General features: G+C 66.9%; 23 protein-coding genes and 1 pseudogene. 6 read left to right on the forward strand and 18 right to left on the reverse strand.

The features are described from left to right. Window positions 1–29 precede the first annotated feature (29 nt). Both F1C58_RS00600 and F1C58_RS00605 read left to right on the forward strand, forming a co-directional pair. Window positions 30–1,286 (forward strand): low temperature requirement protein A, encoded by a 1,257-nt coding sequence (locus F1C58_RS00600; RefSeq protein ID WP_219732006.1) that lies wholly within the window; start codon window positions 30–32, stop codon window positions 1,284–1,286. After that, a complete protein-coding gene (locus tag F1C58_RS00605; protein WP_185203904.1) occupies window positions 1,286–2,311 on the forward strand; it encodes a Gfo/Idh/MocA family protein in 1,026 nt (341 codons plus the stop codon). The genes F1C58_RS00600 and F1C58_RS00605 overlap by 1 nt, the downstream gene beginning before the upstream one ends. A gap of 79 nt (window positions 2,312–2,390) precedes the next feature. Here the strand turns inward: F1C58_RS00605 and F1C58_RS00610 are convergent, their stop codons facing one another. The 15 genes and pseudogenes from F1C58_RS00610 to F1C58_RS00680 all read right to left on the reverse strand — a co-directional run bounded on the left by F1C58_RS00610 (window position 2,391) and on the right by F1C58_RS00680 (window position 18,194). After that, the gene (locus F1C58_RS00610) at window positions 2,391–3,734 is read right to left on the reverse strand and encodes an alpha-hydroxy acid oxidase (protein WP_185202139.1); all 1,344 of its coding nucleotides are present in this window, start codon (window positions 3,732–3,734) and stop codon (window positions 2,391–2,393) included. After that, window positions 3,731–4,660, reverse strand: coding sequence for an NAD(P)-dependent oxidoreductase (locus F1C58_RS00615; protein WP_185202140.1), 930 nt, complete (start codon window positions 4,658–4,660; stop codon window positions 3,731–3,733). Before F1C58_RS00615 ends, F1C58_RS00610 begins: the two co-directional genes overlap by 4 nt. After that, window positions 4,657–5,343 (reverse strand): GntR family transcriptional regulator, encoded by a 687-nt coding sequence (locus tag F1C58_RS00620; RefSeq protein WP_185202141.1) that lies wholly within the window; start codon window positions 5,341–5,343, stop codon window positions 4,657–4,659. Before F1C58_RS00620 ends, F1C58_RS00615 begins: the two co-directional genes overlap by 4 nt. 58 nt (window positions 5,344–5,401) lie before the next feature. Next, window positions 5,402–5,719, reverse strand: coding sequence for a hypothetical protein (locus tag F1C58_RS00625; protein WP_185202142.1), 318 nt, complete (start codon window positions 5,717–5,719; stop codon window positions 5,402–5,404). Between the two features lie 35 nt (window positions 5,720–5,754). After that, window positions 5,755–5,892 (reverse strand): annotated as a pseudogene (locus F1C58_RS00630) (SDR family oxidoreductase); the annotation flags it as partial. Window positions 5,893–5,919: 27 nt separating this feature from the next. Continuing rightward, window positions 5,920–6,759 (reverse strand): fumarylacetoacetate hydrolase family protein, encoded by an 840-nt coding sequence (locus tag F1C58_RS00635; RefSeq protein ID WP_185202143.1) that lies wholly within the window; start codon window positions 6,757–6,759, stop codon window positions 5,920–5,922. Between the two features lie 64 nt (window positions 6,760–6,823). Next, a complete protein-coding gene (locus F1C58_RS00640; RefSeq protein ID WP_185202144.1) occupies window positions 6,824–8,242 on the reverse strand; it encodes a rhamnulokinase family protein in 1,419 nt (472 codons plus the stop codon). Then, a complete protein-coding gene (locus F1C58_RS00645; protein ID WP_185202145.1) occupies window positions 8,239–10,275 on the reverse strand; it encodes a bifunctional aldolase/short-chain dehydrogenase in 2,037 nt (678 codons plus the stop codon). The genes F1C58_RS00640 and F1C58_RS00645 overlap by 4 nt, the downstream gene beginning before the upstream one ends. Before the next feature lie 148 nt (window positions 10,276–10,423). Next, a complete protein-coding gene (rhaI, locus tag F1C58_RS00650; RefSeq protein ID WP_185202146.1) occupies window positions 10,424–11,590 on the reverse strand; it encodes an L-rhamnose isomerase in 1,167 nt (388 codons plus the stop codon). Beyond that, window positions 11,587–11,958, reverse strand: a complete 372-nt coding sequence (locus tag F1C58_RS00655) for an L-rhamnose mutarotase (protein ID WP_185202147.1) — start codon at window positions 11,956–11,958, stop codon at window positions 11,587–11,589. The genes rhaI and F1C58_RS00655 overlap by 4 nt, the downstream gene beginning before the upstream one ends. Beyond that, window positions 11,955–13,418, reverse strand: a complete 1,464-nt coding sequence (locus F1C58_RS00660; RefSeq protein WP_185202148.1) for an L-fucose/L-arabinose isomerase family protein — start codon at window positions 13,416–13,418, stop codon at window positions 11,955–11,957. Before F1C58_RS00660 ends, F1C58_RS00655 begins: the two co-directional genes overlap by 4 nt. A gap of 66 nt (window positions 13,419–13,484) precedes the next feature. Next, the gene (rhaS, locus tag F1C58_RS00665; protein WP_255461177.1) at window positions 13,485–14,516 is read right to left on the reverse strand and encodes a rhamnose ABC transporter substrate-binding protein; all 1,032 of its coding nucleotides are present in this window, start codon (window positions 14,514–14,516) and stop codon (window positions 13,485–13,487) included. 84 nt (window positions 14,517–14,600) lie between these two features. Continuing rightward, entirely contained in the window at window positions 14,601–15,653 is a 1,053-nt protein-coding gene (locus F1C58_RS00670) for an ABC transporter permease (protein ID WP_185202150.1), read from the reverse strand. Next, entirely contained in the window at window positions 15,646–16,677 is a 1,032-nt protein-coding gene (locus F1C58_RS00675; protein ID WP_185202151.1) for an ABC transporter permease, read from the reverse strand. The genes F1C58_RS00670 and F1C58_RS00675 overlap by 8 nt, the downstream gene beginning before the upstream one ends. Next, window positions 16,674–18,194 (reverse strand): sugar ABC transporter ATP-binding protein, encoded by a 1,521-nt coding sequence (locus tag F1C58_RS00680; RefSeq protein ID WP_219732007.1) that lies wholly within the window; start codon window positions 18,192–18,194, stop codon window positions 16,674–16,676. Before F1C58_RS00680 ends, F1C58_RS00675 begins: the two co-directional genes overlap by 4 nt. 194 nt (window positions 18,195–18,388) lie before the next feature. Between F1C58_RS00680 and F1C58_RS00685 the strand changes: the two genes are divergently transcribed. Genes F1C58_RS00685 through F1C58_RS00695 form a run of 3 tightly spaced genes read left to right on the forward strand, consistent with a single transcriptional unit; the run spans window position 18,389 to window position 20,819 of the window. Beyond that, window positions 18,389–19,393: a LacI family DNA-binding transcriptional regulator gene (locus F1C58_RS00685; RefSeq protein ID WP_185203907.1), complete on the forward strand. Its 1,005-nt coding sequence runs from the start codon at window positions 18,389–18,391 to the stop codon at window positions 19,391–19,393. 5 nt (window positions 19,394–19,398) lie between these two features. Beyond that, on the forward strand, window positions 19,399–20,382 hold the full coding sequence (locus tag F1C58_RS00690; protein ID WP_185202152.1) for a zinc-binding dehydrogenase: 984 nt from the start codon (window positions 19,399–19,401) through the stop codon (window positions 20,380–20,382). Window positions 20,383–20,384: 2 nt separating this feature from the next. Beyond that, the gene (locus F1C58_RS00695; protein ID WP_185202153.1) at window positions 20,385–20,819 is read left to right on the forward strand and encodes a nitroreductase family deazaflavin-dependent oxidoreductase; all 435 of its coding nucleotides are present in this window, start codon (window positions 20,385–20,387) and stop codon (window positions 20,817–20,819) included. A 6-nt stretch (window positions 20,820–20,825) separates the two neighbouring features. Here the strand turns inward: F1C58_RS00695 and F1C58_RS00700 are convergent, their stop codons facing one another. Genes F1C58_RS00700 through F1C58_RS00710 form a run of 3 tightly spaced genes read right to left on the reverse strand, consistent with a single transcriptional unit; the run spans window position 20,826 to window position 23,523 of the window. Then, window positions 20,826–21,863 (reverse strand): LamG domain-containing protein, encoded by a 1,038-nt coding sequence (locus tag F1C58_RS00700; protein ID WP_185202154.1) that lies wholly within the window; start codon window positions 21,861–21,863, stop codon window positions 20,826–20,828. 36 nt (window positions 21,864–21,899) lie between these two features. Further along, window positions 21,900–22,883, reverse strand: a complete 984-nt coding sequence (locus F1C58_RS00705) for a signal peptidase I (protein ID WP_185202155.1) — start codon at window positions 22,881–22,883, stop codon at window positions 21,900–21,902. 31 nt (window positions 22,884–22,914) lie between these two features. Further along, window positions 22,915–23,523 (reverse strand): hypothetical protein, encoded by a 609-nt coding sequence (locus tag F1C58_RS00710; RefSeq protein WP_185202156.1) that lies wholly within the window; start codon window positions 23,521–23,523, stop codon window positions 22,915–22,917. 220 nt (window positions 23,524–23,743) lie between these two features. Between F1C58_RS00710 and F1C58_RS00715 the strand changes: the two genes are divergently transcribed. Next, window positions 23,744–24,148 (forward strand): hypothetical protein, encoded by a 405-nt coding sequence (locus F1C58_RS00715; RefSeq protein WP_185202157.1) that lies wholly within the window; start codon window positions 23,744–23,746, stop codon window positions 24,146–24,148. Window positions 24,149–24,420: the final 272 nt, after the last annotated feature.

The following is a 24,420-nucleotide window of genomic DNA, read 5'->3' on the forward strand; positions in this document are numbered from 1 at the left end:
TCGGAAATCGTAGCTCCTAAGCTGTGGCCATGACTTCGGCTCCGCGCATCCGGATCCGCACCCGCATGTCGGGGCGCGACATCGACGAGGAGAATCGCGTCTCGAGCTCTCTCGAGTTGCTCTTCGATCTGACCTTCGTTGTCGCGGTCGCGCAGATCGCGGTGCAGCTGGCGCGGACCATCACTGCGGGGACCGCGCTCACGGACGGGGTCGGCCCCTATCTCATGGTGTTCTTCGCCATCTGGTGGGCCTGGCTCAACTTCACCTGGTTCGCCTCCGCCTACGACACGGATGATCTGCCCTACCGGCTCGCCACGATGGTGCAGATGGGCGGTGTCCTGGTGCTGGCGGCGGGAGTGCAGAGCGCGTTCGACAAGCAGCAGTATCTCGGCATCACCCTCGGATACTTCATCATGCGGGTGGGGCTCGTGGGTCAGTGGGTGCGCGCCGGCATCGAGAATCCGGATGGTCGCCGCACCGCCTTCCGCTATGCCGGTGCCATCACCATCGTGCAGCTCGGTTGGATCGCCCGGCTGCTGTTGCCCCCCGAGCTCGGAGCGCTGTCGTTCATCGTGCTCGCCCTCGCCGACGTGAGCGTTCCCCTGTGGGCAGAGCGCACGGGTCTCACACCGTGGCATCCGCATCACATCGCCGAACGCTACGGGCTCTTCACGATCATCCTGCTCGGGGAGTCGGTGTCGGCCGTGACGATCGCCGTGCAGAAGGCGCTGGATCTCTCCGGGGTGAGTGTTTCGCTCGTCGTCGTCGCCCTCGGTGGCCTGGTCCTGCTCTTCGGGCTCTGGTGGCTCTACTTTCTCGAACCCGCCGGCGACGGGCTCGCGAGCCACCGGTCGAGATCGTTCCTCTGGGGTTACGGGCACTATGCCCTGTTCGCCGCGATCGCGGCGATCGGGGCGGCCCTCGAGGTCGCGGTCGAGGCGGGCACGTCTGGGAATGGCACGCCTGAGGCTGGTGCGGTCGAGGCAGGCACGATCGAAGCCGGCACGCACGCGGCCATTTCGCCCCCGATCGTCGGCTATGCGCTGGCGATTCCCGTCGCGTTGTTCTTCGTGCTTCTCTACCTGCTTCATGCCGCAATCGAAGAGCAGGTGGCGACGCGTCCGCTCGCCCTCGCTGTCGCGGCGGCGACAGTGCTGCTTGTGCCGCTCGGAGCCCCCTTCTACGGGGTGCCGATGACCATCGTGCTCATCGCACTGGTGACTTCCGCGCTCACCGCGACGAGTATCGTCGACAATGTACGCCGAGCGGCCAGGGGGGCCCAGTGATGAATTACTTTCCCGCTTCGACCGCGACACCCCTGAGGGGCGGTCCGACTCTGCGCTGGGGAGTGCTCGCTCCCGGTCGCATCGCCGCAGACTTCGTACAGACACTTCACGCCAACTCCGACCAGCGCATGCACGCTGTCGCGTCTCGCTCGTTCGAACGGGCGGCGGCGTTCGGCGCGCGGTTCGGCATCGATCGGGTCTACGACAGCTACGAGCGGTTGGTAGCGGATCCCGGCATCGACATCGTCTACGTCGCCGCTCCGCACAGTGAGCACCGCGCGCTCGCGCTGCTCGCGATCGCCGCCGGCAAGCATGTGCTCGTCGAGAAGCCGATCGCCCTCACCGCCGCGGAGGCACGCGAGATCGCGGATGCCGCACGCGCCGCCGGCGTCTTCGCCATGGAGGCGATGTGGGCGCGGTTCCTGCCCCAGACCACGGTGCTCTCTGCCATGCTCGCCGACGGGATGCTCGGCGAGATCGGACTCGTCGCCGCCGACTACGGGTCCATCTTCGACTTCGATGCGAAAAGCCGTGCCTTCGACCCGGCGCTCGGGGGCGGCGCACTGCTCGACCTCGGCGTGTACCCGATCTGGTTCGCCCATTTCGTGCTCGGTCGCCCCAGCCGGGTGGTGGCGAGCGGATCGATCACTTCGACCGGGGTGGACGGCCAGGCCGCCATCCTGTTCAGCACCGCGGATGGCGCGGAGGCCCAGCTGAGCACGAGCATGACCGTGTCCACTCCCGTGCGTGCCACGGTGAGCGGCTCCCTCGCGAGCGTCGACATCGATGCGCCCTTCGTCGCGCCCGGGGGGTTCACCCTGTACCGGGATGGAAGCGACGAACCTCTCCGGTGGGACGACCCGACGACCCTGCGCTGGCGCGACGGACTGGTGTGGCAGGCGACCGCGGCCGCGCAGCACGTCGCGCACGGGCTCACCGAGTCTCCGCTGCATCCGCTCGACGCCTCGATCGCGGTGCTCGAGACTATCGATGAAGCGCGACGTCAGCTCGGGTTGCTCTCTTAGCCGCCCCGCCGGCGTGCTCCGCACTGCCGGGTGACACGCGCGCGGGAACGTTTCGGCACGCGTGTCACTTGCGAGGGTGTCAGCCGGCGATCGGCGACTTCCGCGGGCCGGCCTTGGGCGGGGAGGTGCGGGGCTTGGTGGCTGAGGACTTCGCCACGGGCCGCGGAGCGGTCGCCGCCGGCACGCTGAGGGTGCGTGGCGCGAGACGCTCGAGTTGCGTGACGTGGGCCGGCGTCAACTCGGCGAGGGAGGTGACCCCGAGGAGGCGCATCGTGCGCGCGATCTGATCGCCGAGAATCTCGATCATGCGATCGACGCCCTCGCGCCCACCGGCCATGAGGCCGTAGAGGTACGCGCGGCCGACCAGAGTGAAGTCCGCGCCGAGGGCGATTGCCGCGACGATGTCGGCGCCCGACATGATGCCCGTGTCGAGGTGGACCTCGAGGTCCTTTCCGACCTCGCGGGCGACATCCGGAAGCAGGTGGAACGGGATCGGTGCGCGGTCGAGCTGCCGTCCCCCGTGGTTCGACAGGATGATGCCGTCGACGCCCATGGTCGCGAGGCGCTTCGCATCGTCGAGGTTCTGGACTCCCTTCACCACGACCTTGCCCGGCCACTGGTCCTTGATCCAGGCCAGGTCCTCGAAGGTGACGGTGGGGTCGAACATGGAGTCGAGCAGCTCTCCGACGGTGCCGGACCAGCGGTCGAGGGAGGCGAAAGCGAGCGGCTCTGTGGTGAGGAAGTTGATCCACCACTCCGGACGCGGGATCGCGTTGACGACGGTTCCGAGGGTCAGCTGCGGCGGGATCGAGAAGCCGTTTCGCTTGTCGCGCAGTCGGGCGCCGGCGACCGGCACATCCACGGTCACGAGGAGGGTGTCGAAACCGGCCTTCGCCGCCCGATCCACGAGCGCCATCGACCGGTCGCGGTCCTTCCACATGTACAGCTGGAACCAGTTGCGTCCGTTCGGGTTGGCCGCCTTCACGTCCTCGATCGCGGAGGTTCCCATGGTCGAGAGGGAGAAGGGGATGCCGGCGGCGGCTGCGGCACCGGCGCCGGCGATCTCACCCTCCGACTGCATCATGCGGGTGAAGCCCGTCGGCGCGATGCCGAACGGAAGGGCGACGGGCCCCCCGAGCACCGTCGACGAGGTGTCGACGACCGACACGTCCCGCAGGATCGAGGGGTTGAACTGGATGTCCTCGAAGGCCTGGCGCGCCCGGGCCAGTGAGATCTCCGCCTCGGCCGCTCCTTCGGTGTAGTCGAAGGCGGCCTTCGGCGTGCGCTTCTGGGCGATCGCGCGGAGGTCGTGGATCGTGAGTGCCCTCTCGAGACGGCGCTTCTTCGCGTTGAACTCGGGGGTGGCGAAATGCATGAGCGGCGCGAGGTCGCGCACCTTGGGGAAGTGGCGTTCGAGTTTCATATTCCGGTCCTTTTGTCGACGACGATGTTCAGTGGTTCGTGATGCTCGTGAAGCCGGCGGATCTGCTCGCGCACGAGGGGATCGACACGGCTCGGCATGCTCGAGATGTTTCCGCCGATGTGCGGGGTGATGATCACGCCGGGGGTCTTCCACAGGGGGTGGTCCGCGGGGAGCGGCTCGGGTTCGATCACGTCGACGGCCGCGCGGATCGCGCCGGACCGGGTCCGCTCGGTGAGGGCATCCGTGTCGACGATCGCGCCACGAGAAACGTTGACGAGCAACGCGCCGGCTTTCATGCGGCCGAGGAAGGGCCCGTCGACCATGTTCGTTGTCTCAGCGGTGAGCGGCACGGCGATCACGACGATGTCCGCTAAGGGGAGCAGGTCGGGGAGCTCCCCGAGAGAGTGGATGGTGCCGAGTGCATCGGTGCGCGCGGTGCGTGCCACGCGCGTGATGTCGACATCGAAGGGGGCGAGGCGCTTCTCGATCGCCGCACCGACCCCACCGACACCGACGATGAGCACGGCGCTTCCGAGAAGGCCGGGGTACCAGTCGCGTTTCCAGAGGCCGGCCGGCTGCGCGCGGGCCATGACGTCCAGTCCGCGCTGGCTGTCGAGGATGAGGCCGACGGCGAGCTCGGCCGTCGGGCCCTCGTGCACCCCGACGGCATTGGCGTAGCGGATGCCCGGCGGCAACACCTCCGCGACGCCGTTGTAGCCGAGGGCCTGGCTCTGCACCAGTGACACCCGCGACGCCGCGAGTCGCGGCAAGGCCTCCGCGGAGACCGAGTACGGCAGCACCAGCAGGTCGATCGGGCGGTCGAGCGGGGGGTCATCCGTCGTCCAGACGATGATTTCCACGCCCTCACCAGCCGGTGTGAGGCGGTCGAGCATTGCGGCATCGGGCACTGCGATGAGGAAGGTCATTCAGACACCTCCCTGTCGTACTTCTGGAGAAGCCGGTCACGCGCTCCCTCGATATGTTCGCGGGTGAGGCGGCTCGCCAGCGCGCCGTTTCCTGCCGCCACCGCATCGAGGATGCCCTGATGCTGGAAGGCGACATCAGATGGCTGGATGAGTTGATGGGACTGCACCTGGCCGATGCAGAGCTCGATCTCGCCCATCAACAGGCTGTGCATCTTTGCGAGCCTTGGGCTGTGCTGCGCCACCACGAGCTGACGATGGAAGTCGAGGTCAGTCCGGGCGAGGGCGGCGCGATTGTCGGAGCGCACATGTTCGAGCAGCTCGCGATGCACTGCGAGCGCGGCGAGGGGAACCACAGAATCGGCCGAAAGGTGCCGCACGGCGGCAACTTCGAGAATGGCGCGATTGGAGTAGAGATCCTGGATGTCGTCGCGACTGAGTTCCGGAACCTGCGCGGCATGGTGGGCACGCCGAGAAAGGAGTGCCTCGCTGACGAGTCGTTCGAGGGCGGCTTTCGCCGTGGGACGCGCCACACCATAGCGCTCGGCGACCGCGGTTTCGGTGAGCAGCGCCCCTGGGCGATCGGCCATGGTGACGATGCTCTCCCGAAGCGCGTCGTACACCGCTTCGGGCAGGGAAGTGGTCTTGAGGGCGATGCTCCGAGGGGAACGGACGGGAAACGACATTGTCAAACAAGTGTACGAGAAGCGATCTGAGCGGGCAAGAGCAGCCGCTCGGCAGCGCCTATGCGCGGGTGACCCGGAGTCGCCCGCGCAGGAACGGCAGCCATGGCGCGGAATAGGTGACCGCGGAGGGACCGCTGCCGTCGAGGCTGATCTGGGCGTCTCCGAAGCGCCACAGCCGGTTGAAGAGAAACACGCCGACCACAGTCGTGCCCTCGGTGGGCACCATCCAGGTGCCCGTGCCCCACTGCGCGGGATTGCCGCGGCCGTCGAACACGACGGTCGGCTTCGGAACCCAGCCGAACCAGGGCTTCTTCAGGGTGAGTTCGAACCGGCGGGTCTCGGCGTTCCCGAACGCTGAAGAGCCGGGCACATTCATATCGCCAGCCTACGGCTGGGACTGTGGCAGAGCGGTTACGCCGATCGTAGCCGCAGGTTCTGCAGGCCGCCATCGACGGCTAGGCAGGTCCCGGTCGTCGACCCGCAGCGAGGGCTCGCGAGACAGGCCACCGCCTCTGCCACCTCAGCGGGCTTGGCCAGACGAGTGTGAGGCCTGTGTCGGTGCTGCGATGCGGGTGCTCAGACGAACAACTGTCGCTGACGGCCGAGGCCGTCGATCTCGATCTCGCAGACGTCGCCCGCCTTCAGGTAGGGAAACCGCCCGGAGAGGGCGACACCCTCGGGGGTCCCGGTGAGCACGAGGTCCCCCGGTTCGAGGGTGAGGAACTGACTCAGGTGCCAGATGATGTGGTCGACGTCGAAGATCAGGTCTGCAGTCGACGAATCCTGGCGCGACTCGCCGTTCACCCAGCTTCGCAGCCGCAGAGCGCGATAGTCGACCTCATCAGGCGTCACGAGCCAGGGACCTGTCGGGTTGAATCCCGGAGCCGATTTGCCTTTCGACCACTGGCCGCCGGACAGTTCGAGCTGAAATTCGCGCTCGGAGAGGTCGTTGGCCGCGACGAAGCCGGCGATGTGGTCGATGCTGTCGGCGGGCGAGTCGAGGTAGGACGCGCGCTTCGAGATCACGACCCCCAGTTCGACTTCCCAGTCGGTCTTCACGCTCTTGCGCGGGATCGTGATGGCATCGTTGGGCCCGACGACGGTGTTCGGCGTTTTGAGGAACATGATCGGGATAGTGGGAGGGAGCGATCCGCTCTCGGCTGCATGAGCCGCGTAATTCATGCCGATGCAGACGACGGCACTCGGTCGAACTATGGGCGATCCGATGCGCTCGCTGGCGATGTCGGTCACCGGGAGGAGTCCTGCGTTCAAGGCTTCGCGCACGCGCTCCACACCGCTCGTCTCGAGGAATTGCCCGGTGATGTCGGCGGTGAGGCTGCTGATGTCGTAGTAGGACTGGCCGATGAGCACGAAAGGCCGCTCGTGGCCGACCGCTCCGATCCGGGCGAATTTCACGGGCGACCTCCTTCGGGGTGCAGCACTGACGTCTCGAACATTCGACGATCCTACGTCGTGACGCTCAGCGCACGGGGTCGTAACGCTTCGGCGAGAAGGCGGATGCCACCAGCGACCGGAGCGCCTCGAGCGACCCGGTCACGAAACCCTGTGCCCGCGCCTGAATCAGCACATTCCCAATCGCCGTCGCCTCGACGGGACCGGCGAGCACGGGAAGTCCGCTCAGGTCGGCCGTCGCCTGGCAGAGCAGCTCGTTCTGAGATCCGCCCCCGACGATGTGGATGACGTCGACACGAATCCCGGACAGCTCGGCAACCGTCCGCACGGCATCCGAGAACGCGGAGGCGAGCGACTGGATGATGCAGCGCACGAACTCCGCATTGGACTGGGGCACCGGGCGGCCGTGCTCGGTGAGCCACTCCGCGATGCGCTCCGGCATGTCACCCGGAGTCAAGAAGCGCGGGTCGTTGGCGTCGAACAAGGCAACTTCGCCCGACACAGCGGCTGCCTGCGCGAGGAGTGCGACGAGATCGACCGTCTCACCCGAGCGTTCCCAGGTGCGAACCGACTCCGAGAGCAGCCAGAGGCCCATGACGTTGTGGAGGTACCGCACGCGGCCGTCGACGCCGCCCTCGTTGGTGAAGTTGGCGAGGCGAGAGGCCTCACTGAGCACCGGGTGTTCGAGCTCGACACCGACGAGCCCCCAGGTGCCGCAGCTGATGTAGGCGAAGTTCGGGGTAGTGGCCGGGATCGCGACGACGGCAGACGCCGTGTCGTGGGAACCGACGGCGATGATGCCGAGGCTCTGCCGCATCCCGAGCTCGGTCGCGATCGACGGGAGGAGTTCGCCGACACTCGAGCCGGGGGAGATCAGCGGCGGGAACAGCCCCGCGGGGAGGTCGAGCCGCGAGATGAGGGTGTCGTTCCACTCGCCTGTCGTGATGTCGACGAGCCCGGTCGTCGAGGCATTGGTGCGCTCCGCGAAGCTCTGACCCGTGAGCCAGAAGTTGATCAGGTCCGGGATGAGAAGCAGCGAGGTTGCAAAACCGAGCAGGCCGGGCGCGCGCTCGACTTCGAGCTGGTAAAGGGTGTTGAACGGCAGGAACTGCAGGCCGTTCGCTGCATACAGCTCCTTCGCTGAGACCACAGAGTGCGTGGTCTCGACGGCGCCCGCGTTGCGCCCGTCACGGTAATGGAATGGCGCGCCGAGCATCCGTCCGCCTCGCAGCAATGCGTAGTCGACGGCCCAGGAGTCGACCCCGGCGCTCGCGAGCCCAGGTTCCTCCCGCGCCGCGGCACCGAGCCCGGCCGTCACGTTGCGGAACAGTTCGAGGATGTTCCAGTGCAGCCCATCAGGGGTTCGCACCGGGCCGTTCGGGAAGCGCGCGACCGGTCGAACACTCAGCTCGTTGTGTCCGACGTAGCCGAGCATCACCCGCCCGCTCGTCGCCCCGAGATCGACGGCCGCGACGGCCTCGGTCATCGCAGGAACGCGGCGGCGACGCCCGCGTCGACCGGGATGTGCAGGCCGGTGGTGTGGCTGAGGTCGCTCGTGCAGAGCACGAACACCGCGTTGGCGACGTTCTCGGGCAGCACCTCGCGCTTCAGCAGCGTGCGCTGCGCGTAGTACTTGCCGAGCTCCTCCTCCGGAACGCCGTAGACCGCTGCCCGCTTTGCCCCCCAGCCGCCGGCGAAGATGCCCGATCCCCGCACGACGCCGTCGGGGTTGATGCCGTTCACCTTCACGCCGTATTCACCGAGTTCCGCGGCAAGCAGTCGCACCTGGTGGGCCTGGTCGGCCTTGGTGGCCGAGTAGGCGATGTTGTTGGGTCCCGCGAACACCGAGTTCTTGGACGAGATGTAGATGATGTCCCCGCCGAGCTTCTGGTCGATCAGCACCTTCGCGGCGGCGCGGGAGACCAAGAACGAGCCCTTGGCCATCACGTCGTGCTGCAGGTCCCAGTCGGCGACCGTGGTCTCGAGCAGGCTCTTGGAGAGCGAGAGGCCCGCGTTGTTCACGACGAGGTCGAGCCCGCCGAACGCGAGCACCGCGGCATCCACGGCGGCCTGTACCTGCAGCTCGTCGGTGACGTTCGACTGCACGCCGATCGCGACATCCGTGCTGCCGATCTCGGCGGCGGCGGCCTGCGCCTTCCCGAGGTCGAGGTCGGCGATCACGACGCACGCTCCCTCGGCGGCGAGACGGGTGGCGATGGCCTTGCCGATGCCGGAGGCCGCGCCGGTGACGAGCGCGACGCGCGTCGCGAGGGGCTTCGCCTTCGGCATCCGCTGCAGCTTCGCCTCCTCGAGCGCCCAGTATTCGATGCGGAACTTCTCCGCCTCGTCGATAGGAGCGTAGGTCGAGATCGCCTCGGCGCCACGCATCACGTTGATGGCATTGATGTAGAACTCGCTCGCGACCCGGGCGGTCTGCTTGTTGGCGCCGTAGCTGAACATGCCGACGCCGGGGATGAGCACGACGAGCGGGTCGGCACCACGGATGGCGGGACTCTCCGGTGTCGCATGGCGGTCGTAGTACGCCTGGTAGTCGGCCCGGTACTCGTCGTGGAGCTCGTGCAGGCGCGCGAGCTGGTCGTCGAGAGACGCGGTCGGGGGCAGGTCGAGCAGCATCGGCTTGACCTTCGTGCGCAGGAAGTGGTCAGGGCAGCTGGTACCGAGCGCGGCGAGGCGGGGGTGCTCTGAACGTTCGAGGAAATCGAGCACCACCTGGGCGTCGGTGAAGTGACCGACCTGGGCGCGGTCGGTGGAGGCGAGCCCACGGAGGGTCGGAGCGAGAGCCGCAGCGCGGGAAAGACGCTGGTCAGAGGCCACTGGAGCGTAACCATCTATGACGGTTCCAAATGGATCGTCGCGACCATTGTCGGCGATGAACTTCTCGGCGGTCTCGATAATCCACAGCGAGTTCGCCTCCGCTTCCTCCGAGGTGTCGCCCCACGCGGTGATGCCGTGCCCGCCGAGGATGCAGCCGATCGCCTGCGGGTTGGCGTCCTTGATGGCGGCGATATCGAGCCCGAGCTGCCAGCCCGGCCGACGCCACGGCACCCAGACGACCTTCTCGCCGAAGGCCTTCGTCGTGAGTTCCTCGCCGGCCGCGGAGGTCGCGAAGGCGATGCCGGAATCCGGATGCAGGTGGTCGACGTGCGCGGCATCTACCAGTCCGTGCATGGCGGTGTCGATCGATGGAGCGGCGCCCCCCTTGCCGTGGAGCGTGTAGTCGAAGGCGGCGACCATCTCGTCTTCGCGGTCGACGCCGGGGTACACGTTTCCGAGCGCGCGCAGGCGGTCGAGGCGCAGCACCGCGAGCCCGGGCTCGGTGAGGGTGCCGAGGTCGCCACCGGAGCCCTTCACCCAGAGCAACTCGACCGGCTCGCCGGTCGCGGGGTCGACATCCGTTCCTTTGGCGGAGGTGTTGCCGCCGGCGTAGTTCGTGACCCGGGGGTCCGAGCCGAGTCGGTTGCTCCGGGCGATGAGCTCTGCAGCAGCGGGGTTGGTCATGTCGTGATCCTTCGGTCTGCGGTGAACTGGTCTGCGGTAAATCGGCGGCGGCGGGGGATACGCGCTGTCGCGGAGGCCGGATTCCCTCGCGGAGGGAGGCACGGCACCCTCCGCGACGTCGTAAGGCCGCCGCGAGAGAACACGGGGGTCAGGCGCCCCAGGACGCCTGCTGGCCGCCGACGCGGTCGGCGGCGATCCTCGCCTGGTATCCGGATGCCGCATAGGCGGCCATCGGATCGCCGGCGAGCCCGCGGGACTCGCGCCAGGCGGCGAGGTCGGCGCGCACGTCCGTGTAGAACGCGTCCATGAGGATGCCGTTGGCGCCGAGCACGTCGCCCGCGTCCTGCGCCGCGGTGAGCGCGACGGTGTCGACGAGCAGCGCGCGAGCGGTCATCTCCTGCACATTGAGCACGGAGCGGATCTGCCCGGGGATCTTGTCCTCGACGTTGTGGCACTGGTCGAGCATGAATGCGACGCCGGAGTCCGGCCCGTACCCACCGCCGCGGATCACCTCGTAGAGGATGCGGAACAGCTGGAACGGGTCTGCCGCCCCGACGATGAGATCGTCGTCGGCGTAGAACCGCGAGTTGAAGTCGAACGATCCGAGCTTTCCGAGGCGCAGGAGCTGCACCACGATGAACTCGATGTTGGTGCCGGGCGCGTGGTGTCCGGTGTCGAGGCAGACCAGCGCGCGGTCCCCGAGTGCGGCGACCTGGGCGTAGGAGGTGCCCCAGTCCGGCACATCCGTGTGATAGAAAGCGGGCTCGAAGAACTTGTATTCGAGCACCATCCGCTGCGAATCGCCGATGCGGGCATAGATGGCGGCGAGGGATTGCGCCAGGCGGTCCTGCCGGGCGCGCAGGTCTTGCTGCCCGGGGTAGTTGGTGCCGTCGGCGAGCCAGATCTTGAGGTCACGCGAGCCCGTGGCATCCATGATGTCGATGCACTCGAAGTGGTGGTCGATGGCCTTCTGGCGGATCTTCGGGTCCGAATGGGTCAGGGAACCGAACTTGTAGTCGTCGTCCTGGAAGGTGTTGGAGTTGACGGTGCCGAGAGCGACTCCGTGATCCGTGGCGAAGGAGCCGAGGGCGGCGTAGTCGTCGACCTTGTCCCACGGGATGTGCAGGGCGACCGAGGGGGACAGCGCGGTGTACTTGTTCACCTGGGCGGCATCCGCGATCTTCTCCTGGGGGGTGCGCGGGGTGCCGGGGGTGCCGAAGACCTTGAACCGGGTTCCGGAGTTTCCGAACGCCCAGGAGGGAAGCTCGATGGCCTGCTGGGCGAGCAGCGGTTCGATGTCGGAGAAGCTTGTCATGATCGGTTCCCGTTCTGGTTGACGCTGTTCGTGCGAAGACTGGTGAGCTGGTCGTCGAGGTTGAAGACCTCGTCGAGGTAGAGGAATGCTTGGTCGGCAGGCACGTCGAGGTCGACGAAGTGCTCGGCCATCGCGGCCTGCCAGCGGGCGTTGACCGGAGCGGCCGCCATGCCGTCGAGATTGGCCTGCAGGTCTTCGGTCTCGAAATAGCCGATCACGAGGCCGTCGTCACGGAGAAAGATGGAGTAGTTGCGCCATCCGGTGTCGTGGAGGGCCTCGAGCATCTCCGCCCACACCGCGGCATGCGCCACCCGGTAGGCGTCGATGTGACCCAGCTTGACCTGCAGCTGGAAGCAGACCCGTCTCATCGCCAGCTCGGCAGACTCGCCATGTCGACATGGCGGTGTTCGATGCCGAGCAGCGAGGCGGCGGCGCGGATGTCTCCGGCACGATGCCCCACGCAGAGTGCCCAGTGGTGCCCGATGCCGGTCTGCGACCACTCGTCGACCCATTCGCCGGGGTCGCCTCCGAAGTCGACGCGCGAGGTCGTGTTGCCGATCGCAAGCAGCGGGCCGGGCACGACGGTGCCCTCGCTGGTGATGAAAGTGAAGCTGCCGTCGCGGTCCTGGCCGATGCCGAAGGTGGTGACCGGGCCCTGCTTCACATCGAACTCGACCGAGACGCCGTAGCCCCGCTTGCCGTGGTAGATCCCGAGGCCGCGGAGCAGCGGGTCCCGTTCGGAGACCGCGAGGTGGGCCGGACCGTCGTGGCCCATCTCCACCACATTGTCGAAGAAGTTGAGTGCCTGGATCTCGGTGAACGATCCGCCGGCGCCGATGGTGTGGGCGGCCAGCATCGCGAGGCTGGTGCGCAGTTCGTACTCGCCGACGAAGGGGATGCCGCGGGCGGTGAGCAGGGAGGCGCCGAGGATCATTCCCGCGCCGAGTCGCTCGTGCTGCTCGCCCTGCAGGCCGCGGTGGTAGTAGGCGGCCGAGTCGAGGTCGAAGTCGTCGACGAGACGGTCGAGACCGACGGAGACCTTGGCACCCCAGGCGAAGTCCTCCTCCTTCACCGAGGGGTCGAGCGTGAACAGGGACTTCGCGAGCTCCATGCGATCCCGCACCTCGGCATCCGTCACCTCGGCGACCCGCACGCGCAGGTCGTCGAACTCGAGCACCTCCACGTGGGAGCCGAACTGGGTGGAGACGAGGGTGAGGTCGGTGGAGACGTCCAGCATGCCGGGATAGAGGTGGCCCATCAGGCCGTGGCGGGCATTGCGCAGTGTCGAGCGCACGCCGGCCGCATGCACCCACTGGTCGATGCGTGCCCAGGCCGACTCCTGCGTGAGGTGGCCGGACACCGAACGGAAGGGGATGCCCGCCCGGCGGAAAACGTTCGCCACCTCCGGCACCGGGCATTGGCCGCAGTAGGCCAGCCATTTGCCGGTGTCGAAGTTCGCGTGGTCCATCGCCTCGGTGGGCTGGAGGTCGATCACGAGCACCGGAGTCTTGGACCGCTGGGCGATCGGCAGCACCATAGACGACGTGAGGTACGTGGTGAGGAAGATGACGATGAGGTCGCAGTCGGCGACGCGCAGCTTCTCGGCGGCGACGTTTGCCTCCTGGGCGTCCGAGATGAATCCCACGTCGATGACCTCGGCGTCGAGATCATTGAAGCGGGATGTCACATAGGCAGAGGACTGCTGCAGCTGCGGGAGCAGATCCGGAAACTGGGGCCAGTAGGCGGCGAGACCGCCGGCGACGAGGCCGATGCGGGTCTGGCGGCGCTTCTTCGGCGCGAGGGCCGGAGTGTTGGCGAGTGATGACATCTGCAGGACTTTCCGAAAGAGGGGAGACGCTCTCCCGGGCCAGGTCGGCCCGGGAGAGCGAAGGGTTTAGAAGTTGTACTGATCGATGTTGTTGGCGTCGAACTCGGTCGGCGGGCCGACGATGACGGTGTTGTCAGCGCCCACCTTCAGGGTGCCGAGGTCGCCGGCCTTGAAGGTGTCGCCTTCCTTGCCGGTGATCGTGCCGGCGACGAGGGCCTTTGCGGCGTAGACCGCAGCGGTGCCGATCTTTGCCGGGTCCCAGAGCGCGAAGGCCTTGACGGTGCCGTCCTTCACGTACTCACGCATCTGGTTCGGAAGCCCGAGCCCGACGAGCGCGACCTTGCCCTTGTAGGAGGAGGTCGAGAGGTACCGAGCCGTCGCCGCGATGCCGACCGTCGTGGGTGAGATGATGCCCTTGAGGTTCGGGTAGGTAGAGAGCAGACCCTGCGCGACCTGGAACGAGGTCGTGTCGTCGTCGTTGCCGTAGACGGTCGCGACGAGGTTGATCTTCGCGTACTTCGGGTTCGACTTGAGATCGGCCTTCATGAACTCGATCCAGGCGTTCTGGTTCGTCGCGTTTGCCGTCGCCGAGAGGATGGCGATGTCACCCTCGTAGTTGATCTGCTCGGCGACCTGCTTCACCTCGATGAGTCCGACATCCTTGGACACCACCTGGTTGATGAAGAGGCTGCGGCAGTTCTTGGCGGTGTCGGAGTCGAAGGTGATGATCTTCGCGCCGCCGGCCTTGGCCTGGTTGAGCGCCGAGCAGACGGCGTTCGGGTCGTTGGCGGCGATCGCGATCACGTTGATCTTCTTCTGGGTGAGCGTGTTGATGTAGCTCACCTGGGAGGAGGCGCTCGCGGTGTTCGGTCCGACGACCGAGTAGTCGACCCCGCTGAGCGCGGCGGCGGCCTTCTTGCCTCCACCGAGCTCGACATCGGTGTACGGGTTGTTGAGCTGCTTTGGAACGAAGGCGATGCTGAATCCCTTGGAACTTCCGCCGGACGAGGCCGGGGTGCTACCGGCAGCACAGCCGGCGAGGGCCATGACCGCTGCCGTGGTGAGAGCGGAGACCGCAAGGACCCGACGAGCCGTCACTGATCGGCCCTCCTTCAGATGAAATAACTTCATTGTTTTCCCTTTCCTATGGAATCGTCGCCGGGTGCTCGGCGGACGAATTTTCTATGCGGCGGAGGTCTCCGCAAGGAGCGCGCGGCTGCGGCGTCTCTCGCCGGAGAGTCTCAGCCGGGCGCTCACGCTCGGCGCGATCACCGAGAGCACGAGCAGCGATCCGGTGACGATGGTGAGCACCGTGTCGGGCAGGCCCGCGAGCTGCAGCGAGTAGTTGACGGTGCGGATGATGAGCACGCCGGCGACCACACCGACGATGCCTCCCGATCCGCCGAAGATAGATACCCCGCCGAGCAGTACGGCGGCGACGACGCTCAGCTCCAGGCCGGTGACGCTGTCGCTCTGCGCACTCGAGTAGCGCAGCACCCAGAAGATGCCGGCGAAGGCGGAGATTCCGCCGCTCGCGACGTAGAGCCAGAACTTGGAGCGGTTCACCCGGATGCCGACGAACCGCGCCGCCTCCTTGCTGAAACCGAGGGCGAACAGTGCCCGACCGAACGGGGTGAAGTGCAGCAGCACGGCGAACACGATCACCACGATCGCGACGAAGATCATGAACGTCGGTATTCCGGTGCCGCCGATCGTCGAGGTGGCAAAGGCCGTGAGGTCGATCGGGAAATCAGCGACCGCGTTGTCTCCGATCACGACGAGGGCGAGGCCGCGGAAGAGGGCGAGCGTTCCGATCGTCACCGCGAGGGAGGGCAGCCCGATCGCGGTGATCAGGATGCCGTTGAACGCCCCGCACAGAAGTCCGACGATGATGCAGGCGACGAATACCCACCAGATGTTCCAGTGGGCGTCGTGGAACAGCACACCCATCACGGCGGCGGAGAGACCCGCCGTGCTCGCGACGGAGAGGTCGATCTCACCGGTGATGATGATCAGGGCCATCGGCATGGCCATCAGCAGGATCGGCACGGCGTCGATGAGCAGGAAGCTCACCGTGGCCACCCCGGCGAAGTACGGCACGAAGACGCTGGCGATGACCACGATCAGCAGCAGGGCGTAGACGGTGTTGGCGTTGCGGCCGAGCAGCAGCCTGCGGGCTGCACCCCGGGCTTTCACCGGCCGGTCAACGGTGGTCTTGGATCGCGCGTCAGACATTTCGGGCCTCGCTCACTCGCAGTTTGCGGGCGGTTCGAACGGACAGGATGCGGTCGAGCAGGATCGCGGCGATGATCAGCACGCCGACGATCGCCTGCTGCCAGAACTTGCTGACATTGAGCGCGGCAAGGGCGCCGGTCATCGTGGTGAGGAGCACGGCGCCGATGGCGGCGCCGGTGACGGTGCCGCTGCCTCCGAAGATCGCGACGCCACCGACGACGACCGCCGCCACGATCTGCAGCTCGAAACCGGTGCCGGTGTCGGCCCCGACCGAATTGAAGCGGGAAGCGTAGAGCACTCCGGCGAGGCCGGTGAGGGCACCGCTGGCGACGAATGCTCCGACGACCCGGCCGGTCACGTTGATGCCGAACAGGCGGGCGGCCTCGGTGTCGGATCCGATCGCGTAGAGGTCGCGTCCCGCCCGGGTGCCGAACATGAAGATCGCGGCGAGGATCACGACGATGAGCGCGGCGATGGCGAACAGCGGGATGCCCCAGAGGGTCTGCACCGACAGGTTGCCGAATGCCTTCGGTTCATTGCCGATGAAGTACTGGGTGCTTCCCGCCCAGGCATTGTTGATGCCACGGAAGATGTAGAGCGTTCCGAGCGTGATCACGAGCGATGGCACCCCCGCGATCGTGACCACCAGTCCGTTGATCGCTCCGAGCACCGCTCCGAGTACGACGCCGATCAGGAAGACGAGCGGGATGGGGATGCTGGGGAAGGCATGGAAAAGCGAGCCGGTGCCGAAGGCCGAGAGGCCGAGAATCGAACCGATCGACAGGTCGACGTTGTTGGTGATGACGACGATGGCGAGACCGACGGCCATGATCACGAAGATCGTCGAGTTGAGCAGCAGGTCCTTGACCCCCTGCGCTGCAAGGAACCGGGGATTGACGACCGCCGTGACGATGATCAGCACCGCGAGGGCGGCGAACACCGAGAACTCCCGGGAGACGAAGATGCGGCCGAGGGCGCGGCCGGCGGCGGGCCTCTCGATCGCAGGGGACAGCGTCTGGCTCATGCGGCACTCTCCGGTGATGCGCTTGCGGCGTGCAGGACTGCTTCGGCGGTGGCCTCGTCGCGGGAGAGGCGGGCCGAGATCCGCCCTTCGTGCATGACGAGGATGGTGTCGGCCATTCCGAGCACCTCCGGCAGTTCCGACGAGATCATCAGCACCGCGATCCCCTGCACGGCGAGCTCGGAGATCAGGCGGTGCACTTCTGATTTGGTGCCGACGTCGATGCCGCGGGTGGGTTCGTCCACGATGAGGAGCCGGGGAGCCGTGGCAAGCCACTTCGCGATCACGACCTTCTGCTGGTTGCCCCCCGAGAGAGTCGCGACCGAGAGATCCTGGGATCCTGTCTTCACCTGCAGGCGGGCGCTCCACTCCTCGGCGACCCGACGCTCGTCCTTCGCATTGATCAGGCCGAACCGGGCGAGGGTCCTCCGCAGGGTGAGGGTCGCGTTGCGGGCGACCGAGAGGTCCATGACCAGGCCCTGCTTGCGGCGATCCTCCGGAACGAAACCCATGCCCGCGTCGATGGCGGACTGCGGGGAGTGGGCGCGGACGGGCTTTCCCGACAGCAGTACCGTGCCGGTGTCGTAGCGGTCGATGCCGAACACCGCTCTGGCGACCTCGGTACGTCCTGCTCCGACGAGTCCGGCGAGGGCGACGATCTCGCCGGCGCGCACATCGAAGCTGATGTCGCTGAAGACACCAGCCCGGGTCAGGTTCGTGACAGAGAGCACCGCCTCGCCGATGACGGCATCCTGCTTGGGGAAGAGCGTCGCGATGTCGCGCCCCACCATCTCCCGCACGAGGCCGTCGACGGTGATGTCCGGGGTGTCGTGGGTGGCGATGAACGCGCCATCGCGCATCACGGTGATGCGGTCGCAGAGGTCGAAGACCTCGTCGAAGCGGTGGGAGATGAAGAGGATCCCGGTGCCACGGTCGCGCAGGCTGCGGGCGACGGCGAACAGCCGCTCGACTTCGACGCCGCTCAGGGCAGCGGTCGGCTCATCCATCACCAGGATCCGGGCGTCGAGAGAGATCGCCTTGGCGATCTCGATGATCTGCTGGTCGGCGATGGAGAGGCCCTCGGCGACCCGGTCGGGGTCGACGGGCACGCCGAGTCGCGCGAAGAGCTCGCGGGCCTGTGATCGCATGCTCGCCCGGTCGATGAGGCCGAGACGTCCGCGCGGCTGACGCCCGATGAAGATGTTCTCTGCGACGGTGAGATCGGGGAAGAGCGTCGGCTCCTGGTAGATCACGGAGATGCCGGCGGCCTTGCTGTCCGCGGGGGATTTGAAGCTGACTTCCACGCCATCGACCCGGAAGCGTCCGGAGTCTGGTTGGTGCACACCGGCGAGGATCTTCACCAGGGTGGACTTGCCCGCACCGTTCTCGCCGACGAGAGCGTGGATCTCGCCGTTGCGGATCTCGATGGTTCCGTCGCTGAGTGCGACCACGGCGCCGAAGGATTTCGTCGCGGAGGCGAGGGAGAGGGCGGGGGTAGCGCTATCGGGGCTCATCGTCATTGACGGCTGATCCTCCACGGTGAGGTTTATTGAATCGTTTTAAGATCGGGACGGAATGCACTCTATGGCGCGCGGTTCCCTCGCGTCAAGCGTGATGGTGAATCGTTCCAAAAACGTACCAACGCGAGACGGAATGCTGGCATCATGCAATGAGCGGCGCATCGCAGCACCGCACGGGAACAGCGGAGAATCACATGGCGGCCAGCGTGAAGGATGTCGCGGCACTCGCCGGCGTCTCGGTGGGCACCGTCTCCAACGTGATGAATCGACCAGAGAAGGTCTCCGTCGCGGTAGCGATGCGCGTGCAGGCCGCGATCGATCAGCTCGGCTTCGTGCGCAACGACGCCGCCCGGCAGTTGCGCGCCGGCCGGAGCAGCACCATCGGGCTCGTCGTGCTCGATGTGCGAAACCCCTTCTTCACCGATCTCGCACGGGGTGCCGAGGATCGGGCGGCCGCGGACGGCTTCTCGGTGATCCTCGGCAACAGCGACGAGAAGGCGGATCGGGAGGCCACCTACCTCGACCTGTTCGAGGTACAGCGCATGCACGGCGTGCTCATCTCCCCGTTCGGCGACATCACCGGGCGCCTGCGCCAGTTGCGCGATCGAGGCATCCCCGCGGTGCTCGTGGACCGCACGAGCGCGGACGCCTCGTTCAGCTCCGTCTCGGTAGACGACATCGCGGGCGGCTCGCTAGCCGTCGCCCACCTGCTCGCCCAGGGGCGCCGACGCATCGCCTTCATCGGCGGACCCCTCGAGATCCAGCAGGTCACGGACAGACTCGACGGCGCACGCACGGCCATCGTGACGCAGCCGGAGGCGACTCTCGAGGTCATCCTCATCGATGCGCTCACCGTCATTGCGGGCCGGGCAGCCGGGCGGGAGCTCGTGGCGCGGGATCCGAAGGATCGACCCGACGCGGTGTTCGCGGCGAACGACCTCGTGGCGATGGGTGTGCTCCAGGCACTCATGATGCAGGGGGCGGATGTTCGCGTGCCCGAACAGATCGCCCTGGTCGGATACGACGACATCGACTTCGCCAGCGCCGCCGTGGTTCCGCTCTCGTCCATCCGGCAGCCGAGCGCTCTCATCGGCCAGACGGCGGTCGAGATCCTGCTCGAAGAGGCGTCCGACCCGTCCCTTGCGCCCCGCCAGGTGGTCTTCCAACCCGAACTGGTGGTGCGAGAGAGTAGTTTGTAGGGATCATGTCGACGAAGATTCCCGCCGATGCTCCCGCGCTCATCGTGCCGGAGTTCGGCCGTATTGAACTTGGCCGGCGGCCCGTGCCGCATCCCGGACCCGGGAAGGTGCTCATCCGCACCGACTTCACCGGCGTCAGTGTCGGTACCGAGATGCTGGCCGCCACCGGTGAGCGGCCGTCCTGGGGCCCCGTGCCCTTCACCCCGGGCTACCAGGGCGTCGGTCACATCGTCGCCTTCGGCGAAGGGGAGGAGCGGCACGGTCTCACTCTCGGCGAGGCGGTCGCGTGTTTCGGCGATGGCACCCATGGGGCATATTTCATCGCCGATCTCGAGCTGACCTATCCGATCGAGGAGACCGATTCGTACCACATGGCTGCGCTGTTCGTGCCGGCCGCGGTCGGTCTGAACGCCATCGACAAGGCCGGGCTGGAGAGCGGGGACACCGTGCTCGTGCTCGGCCAAGGCCTCATCGGCCAGGCCACCGCGATGCTCGCGCGCGACCGCGGCGCCTACGTTGTGGTGTCGGAGGTGTCTCCCGAGCGACGGGCCATCTCGGACGCCCATTGCGCCGACCGAGTGATCGACGGCTCGGCCGGGTCGCCCTGGTCGCAGCTGCAGGCGGACTTCCCCGACGGTTTCGACATGGTGATCGAGTCGACCGGCGTCGCCGCTCTCATCGACAGCGCCTTGGAATGCCTGCGCTTCGAGGGCACCATGGTCTTCGAGGGCGTGTATCCCGACCAGGTCACCTTCACCTACGAACTCGCGCACGAGCGGCAGATCAACGCCGTGTTCCCGTGGTTCATCGGCACCTCTGAGGTGCGCCGCACGGTTCTGCGCCGCATCGTCTCCGGCGAGCTGGACATGGATCCGCTCATCACCAACCAGGTCAACTGGACCGAGGCGGAGGCCACCTATCGACGCCTCTTCACCGCGGAGCGCGACCATCTCAACGGAATCGTCATCGACTGGCGGGGAGCGGAGTAGACATGCCTCTGAACGGCGATTACGCACCGAGCACATCGGATTGGGCGCGCGAACAGGCCGAGCTGTTCGAGGCGACGGATGGCGCGCAGGGAGCAGACCTGCGCGGAATGCCTGTCATCGTGCTGACCTCGGTGGGTGCCAAGTCCGGAATGCTGCGCAAGACCGCCCTCATGCGGGTCGAACACGAAGGCGAGTACGCGGTGGTGGCGTCGCTCGGCGGCGCCCCGAAGCATCCGGTCTGGTATTTCAATCTCGTGAAGAACCCAGAGGTCGAGCTGCAGGATGGCGCGGAGAAGGCCGACTACATCGCCAGGGAAGTCACCGGCGACGAGAAGGCGGTGTGGTGGAAGCGGGCCGTCGCGGCCTATCCGCCCTATGCCGACTACCAGGAGAAGACCGACCGGCAGATCCCGGTGTTCGTGCTGAGCCGGCGGTAGCTGCCCTCACAGCCCGGCTGCCCAGTGATTCTGCACCTGAGTCGCGCTGAGCGCCACCGAGTACGCCGCGGCGAAGCGCAGCTGCCCGGCGAAGTAGGAGTTGCCCTGGTTCGGCCAGCCGTTGAGATTGTCGTACCCGATGCGCCAGTACCCGCTGTAGCTTTCCGGGGTGACCCACGCGGCGTTCGATGCGACGAGGATGCCGTCGAGATACAGCCTCATTCCCGTTCCGGGTGACATCGTCGCCACCGTGTGGTGCCACAGACCATCGGTGACGACGCCCGGAGTGACCAGGACCTGGAGGGAACTCCCATTGTTGGTGCCGAACTCGAGCGCGCCCGTCGTTCCGATGTAGACGTGCCGGTCGTAGTGGTTGGAGACGCCCGTCCGGGTGTTGCTGAACCCCATCAGCCGGCCGCCGGGCACGGTCGTCTTGAACCACAGCTCCTCGCTGAACGTCGTCGGGTTCGAGTATTGGCGCGGGGTCGAGACGTAGCTCGACGTCCCGTTCAGCACGTAGGCGCCCCCGGAATCGCGCGGGCACGCGAGCGGCGTCACTGCGCTGCTGGTCATGGATCCCTGATAGCTCCCCCAGCTCATGAAGCTCGCGCTGTCCGCGGCGAACAACGAGTTCGATCCCTCCTGGAAGTGGTACTGGAAGTAGGCGTTGGCCTGGTCGGAGGAGTCCGCGCTCGTGCAGGTGGAGTACTGGCCGATGACGAAGCTTCCCGAGACCGCGGAGGCGACGCCGGGAGAGGTGGCGGTGAGGGAGTAGATCCCGGCCCGGTTGATGCGGCACCCGGCGAACGTGACGCTGCCGGCCGTCGTTCCCTTCGGGTCGGTCGTGCAGGTGAGGGTCGCACCCGCGGCAGTCGTCAGAGAGAGGGTGACGGGGATCGCACTGGTGGTCTGGTTCCCGCCGGCGTCGACGACGATCACCACCGGTTGCTTCGCGAAGGGGGAGTTGATCGGTGTTGTGGCGGGCGACGCGGAGAACCGCAGGTTCGTCGCGGGGCCCACCGAGATCGTGAACGATGAGCTCACGGCACTGCTGAGCAAGGGAGAAGTGGCGGTGAGCGTCTAGGTCCCAGCCTTGTCGACCGCGCAGGCGCTGAAGGTGGAGATACCGGATGTGGTGGTCACGGGATTCGCGGCGCACGCCAGTGCCGCGCCTGCCGGATTCGTGAGGGTGAGCGTGATCGCACGAGCCGTGCCGGTGGTCGGCTTCCCCGCTGCATCGAGCAATCGCACCGAGGGTTGCACCGCGAGGCGCGCCCCACCGGTGCCGCTCGACGGGTTCACCGCGAACACCAGTTTCGTCGGCGCCGTTGCGGCCGGATAGACCCAGTTGTTGCCGACGGACGAAGTCTGCGAGGTGAACACCGCGTTCGCCGGGTTGAGTGCCACCAGTGCGAAAGTTGCGGCGATGGCGAGCGCGACTCCGGCCGCGATCCCGGGGATCGCGCGGACGAATGCGGGGTGTTTCGCCCGGAAGGGTGCTTGATTCCTCTTGGTCCGCGGGCCGGGGTCTCCGATCACCTCGACCAGGAGGGCGAGCAACGTGAGCACGACCCAGATCGAGAAGGGTACCCAGCCTCCAGTGGAGAGCCAGAGCAGCGGGAGCCCGACCCACGGAATCAGCACCCACGCCCGCGCGATGATGTCCGAGCGCTTCAGCGAAGCGCTGTCGACCTCGATGTTCGCGTCGCCCGCGGTGATCAGTGTGCCGTCCTTGTTCTTGCCCACGATGCGATGAACGATCAGGTCGGATGACTTGCCGGCGCCGGACCCGTGGAATGTCACGACCCGCCCCATCGGGGTCGGGGCATCCTTATCCAGGGGAAAGGAGAGCACCACATCCCCTGCCTGGAGGTGCGGTCTCATCGAGCCGCCGAACACGTCGGATCCGGTCATCCCGAATGCCAGTGGCACGATAGAGAACACCGCAAGGGCCAAAACGAATGAGAGCGACAGCCGGGCCACGAGCCGCACAAACAGCCAGGTCCAGGCCGCAAGCACGATCGTCGGGCGTGCGCTGGCTAGGGATTCCCTCTGGGCTGGCATGGTGGGCACCCTCGATGATCGGGGGAATCGCTCAGTTGCTTTGGAGTTCCCAGACCACGTCGTCGCTGACCGACTTGCCCTGCAACGCATCGATCTGGCTCTGGGTCATGCTCGTCACGTCGAACTTCCACGTGACCCGGTAGGTCTTCGATTCGCCGGAAGCGACACCGGTGGTCGTCCAGGGCAGGATGCCGGTCGCATAGTCGGTCGACTGTGCCGCCGCCGTTGCGATGGAGATCGCGGGTGCTGCCACCGCATCCGCGACGAATCCGGTGCAGCTGCCGAAGGACCCGCCCGATCCGATCTCCACGGTGATGAGGATGTTGTTCTCGAGCCCCTGTGCGCCGAGCCGCGCGATGTAGGTCTTCACCACTCCCGGCACCGATGAAGTCGACGTCACCTTGATGCAGTTCGTGCCGGTGTCGCTGGGCTTCACGTTGGTGAGCTGGAAAGTCGCCGCGCCGAGGTCGTCGTCCGTGAGGTTCACCGATCCGGTACTCCAGCTGTTGCCCACATTCTGGGTCTGGGCGGTGAACGCCGCGACCGAGATCTGCCAGATCAACAGGCCCGCGACCACGATGGCCGCTGGCCCGGCCGTGAAGATGGCGATTCGTCGTGCGCGAGCGCTTGGTGCCTTCATGATCTGATCCCCTGGTCGATTCCCCGAATTGGAGCCTGCCGTATGCTGCCGGCGCCCGGTGCCGCCGCCGATATTCCGGTGAGGCTCGATTCGATTGTGTCCGCCGTCGGGAGAGGCCGGGGGGCACAAGGTCCCGCGTAATTTCGCACCGGCCCGGGCGACCATCGAGTGTGCGGGCACCGCCATCCGCCTTCGGAGGCCACAGTGGGATGATGGATCGATGACCGACAACATCCCCACCAAGCGTCCGCTCCTCGTCTGGGACATCGCCGTCTCGACGGCGGTGCTCCTCATCGGTTTCGGCTTCCTGGTTGTCTCGGCCGTGATCGACCTGTTCTCCGCGGCCCTCGTGGGCAACTGTCCCGCGCGCACCTGCTCGGCGGGTGCGGCCGTCGCATCCCTCGGAATCTCCTGGTTCGTGATGTTCCTGCTGCTGATCGTCGGGGCCGTGCTCACGATCGTCACCCTCGTGCGGCGTCGCCAGGCCTGGTGGATCGCTCTCGTCGCGATCGTGCTCGTCGTCGCGGTGTGGATCACCGGGTTCGTGCTCTACTCACAGGCGGTCAGTCACGAGCGGGTCGTGCTCGACGGGGTCGTGGCGCTCGGCTCCTCCCTTCTCGCTTAGCAACGCGGTCTCGCGGCCGTGAGTTGCACTCTTTTGCGGCCTCGGCGCGCGGCCGGGTCGCAAAAGAGTGCAACTCACCGCGATAATGCGGGGGAATAGGCCCCGCGGCGGAGGTTTCGCCCCGGTGACGCCCTGCACTCGACTCACGCTCACGCTCACGCTCACGTTCACGCTCCGCTCCCGCTCCCCGCCCGCGCCCGGTTCCCGTTCACGGATCAGGAGTCACGCGGATCTGCGGGCGCGCCGGGCCTTCGACACGCCGCAGGTCCGGG

This window comes from Glaciihabitans sp. INWT7, assembly GCF_014217685.1.
Lineage (GTDB): Bacteria > Actinomycetota > Actinomycetes > Actinomycetales > Microbacteriaceae > Lacisediminihabitans.

Bases quoted from the DNA above. Each gene is read 5' to 3' on its own strand.
- F1C58_RS00710 (WP_185202156.1), bottom strand. From the start codon at position 23,523: ATGAAGGCACCAAGCGCTCGCGCACGACGAATCGCCATCTTCACGGCC.
- F1C58_RS00625 (WP_185202142.1), bottom strand. From the start codon at position 5,719: ATGAATGTGCCCGGCTCTTCAGCGTTCGGGAACGCCGAGACCCGCCGG.
- F1C58_RS00685 (WP_185203907.1), top strand. From the start codon at position 18,389: ATGGCGGCCAGCGTGAAGGATGTCGCGGCACTCGCCGGCGTCTCGGTG.
- F1C58_RS00645 (WP_185202145.1), bottom strand. From the start codon at position 10,275: ATGACCAACCCCGCTGCTGCAGAGCTCATCGCCCGGAGCAACCGACTC.
- F1C58_RS00615 (WP_185202140.1), bottom strand. From the start codon at position 4,660: ATGACCTTCCTCATCGCAGTGCCCGATGCCGCAATGCTCGACCGCCTC.
- F1C58_RS00715 (WP_185202157.1), top strand. From the start codon at position 23,744: ATGACCGACAACATCCCCACCAAGCGTCCGCTCCTCGTCTGGGACATC.
- F1C58_RS00610 (WP_185202139.1), bottom strand. From the start codon at position 3,734: ATGAAACTCGAACGCCACTTCCCCAAGGTGCGCGACCTCGCGCCGCTC.
- F1C58_RS00690 (WP_185202152.1), top strand. From the start codon at position 19,399: ATGTCGACGAAGATTCCCGCCGATGCTCCCGCGCTCATCGTGCCGGAG.
- F1C58_RS00605 (WP_185203904.1), top strand. From the start codon at position 1,286: ATGAATTACTTTCCCGCTTCGACCGCGACACCCCTGAGGGGCGGTCCG.
- F1C58_RS00680 (WP_219732007.1), bottom strand. From the start codon at position 18,194: ATGACGATGAGCCCCGATAGCGCTACCCCCGCCCTCTCCCTCGCCTCC.
- F1C58_RS00620 (WP_185202141.1), bottom strand. From the start codon at position 5,343: ATGTCGTTTCCCGTCCGTTCCCCTCGGAGCATCGCCCTCAAGACCACT.
- F1C58_RS00600 (WP_219732006.1), top strand. From the start codon at position 30: ATGACTTCGGCTCCGCGCATCCGGATCCGCACCCGCATGTCGGGGCGC.
- rhaI (WP_185202146.1), bottom strand. From the start codon at position 11,590: ATGACAAGCTTCTCCGACATCGAACCGCTGCTCGCCCAGCAGGCCATC.
- F1C58_RS00675 (WP_185202151.1), bottom strand. From the start codon at position 16,677: ATGAGCCAGACGCTGTCCCCTGCGATCGAGAGGCCCGCCGCCGGCCGC.
- F1C58_RS00695 (WP_185202153.1), top strand. From the start codon at position 20,385: ATGCCTCTGAACGGCGATTACGCACCGAGCACATCGGATTGGGCGCGC.
- F1C58_RS00640 (WP_185202144.1), bottom strand. From the start codon at position 8,242: ATGACCGAGGCCGTCGCGGCCGTCGATCTCGGGGCGACGAGCGGGCGG.
- F1C58_RS00670 (WP_185202150.1), bottom strand. From the start codon at position 15,653: ATGTCTGACGCGCGATCCAAGACCACCGTTGACCGGCCGGTGAAAGCC.
- F1C58_RS00660 (WP_185202148.1), bottom strand. From the start codon at position 13,418: ATGTCATCACTCGCCAACACTCCGGCCCTCGCGCCGAAGAAGCGCCGC.
- F1C58_RS00705 (WP_185202155.1), bottom strand. From the start codon at position 22,883: ATGCCAGCCCAGAGGGAATCCCTAGCCAGCGCACGCCCGACGATCGTG.
- F1C58_RS00655 (WP_185202147.1), bottom strand. From the start codon at position 11,958: ATGAGACGGGTCTGCTTCCAGCTGCAGGTCAAGCTGGGTCACATCGAC.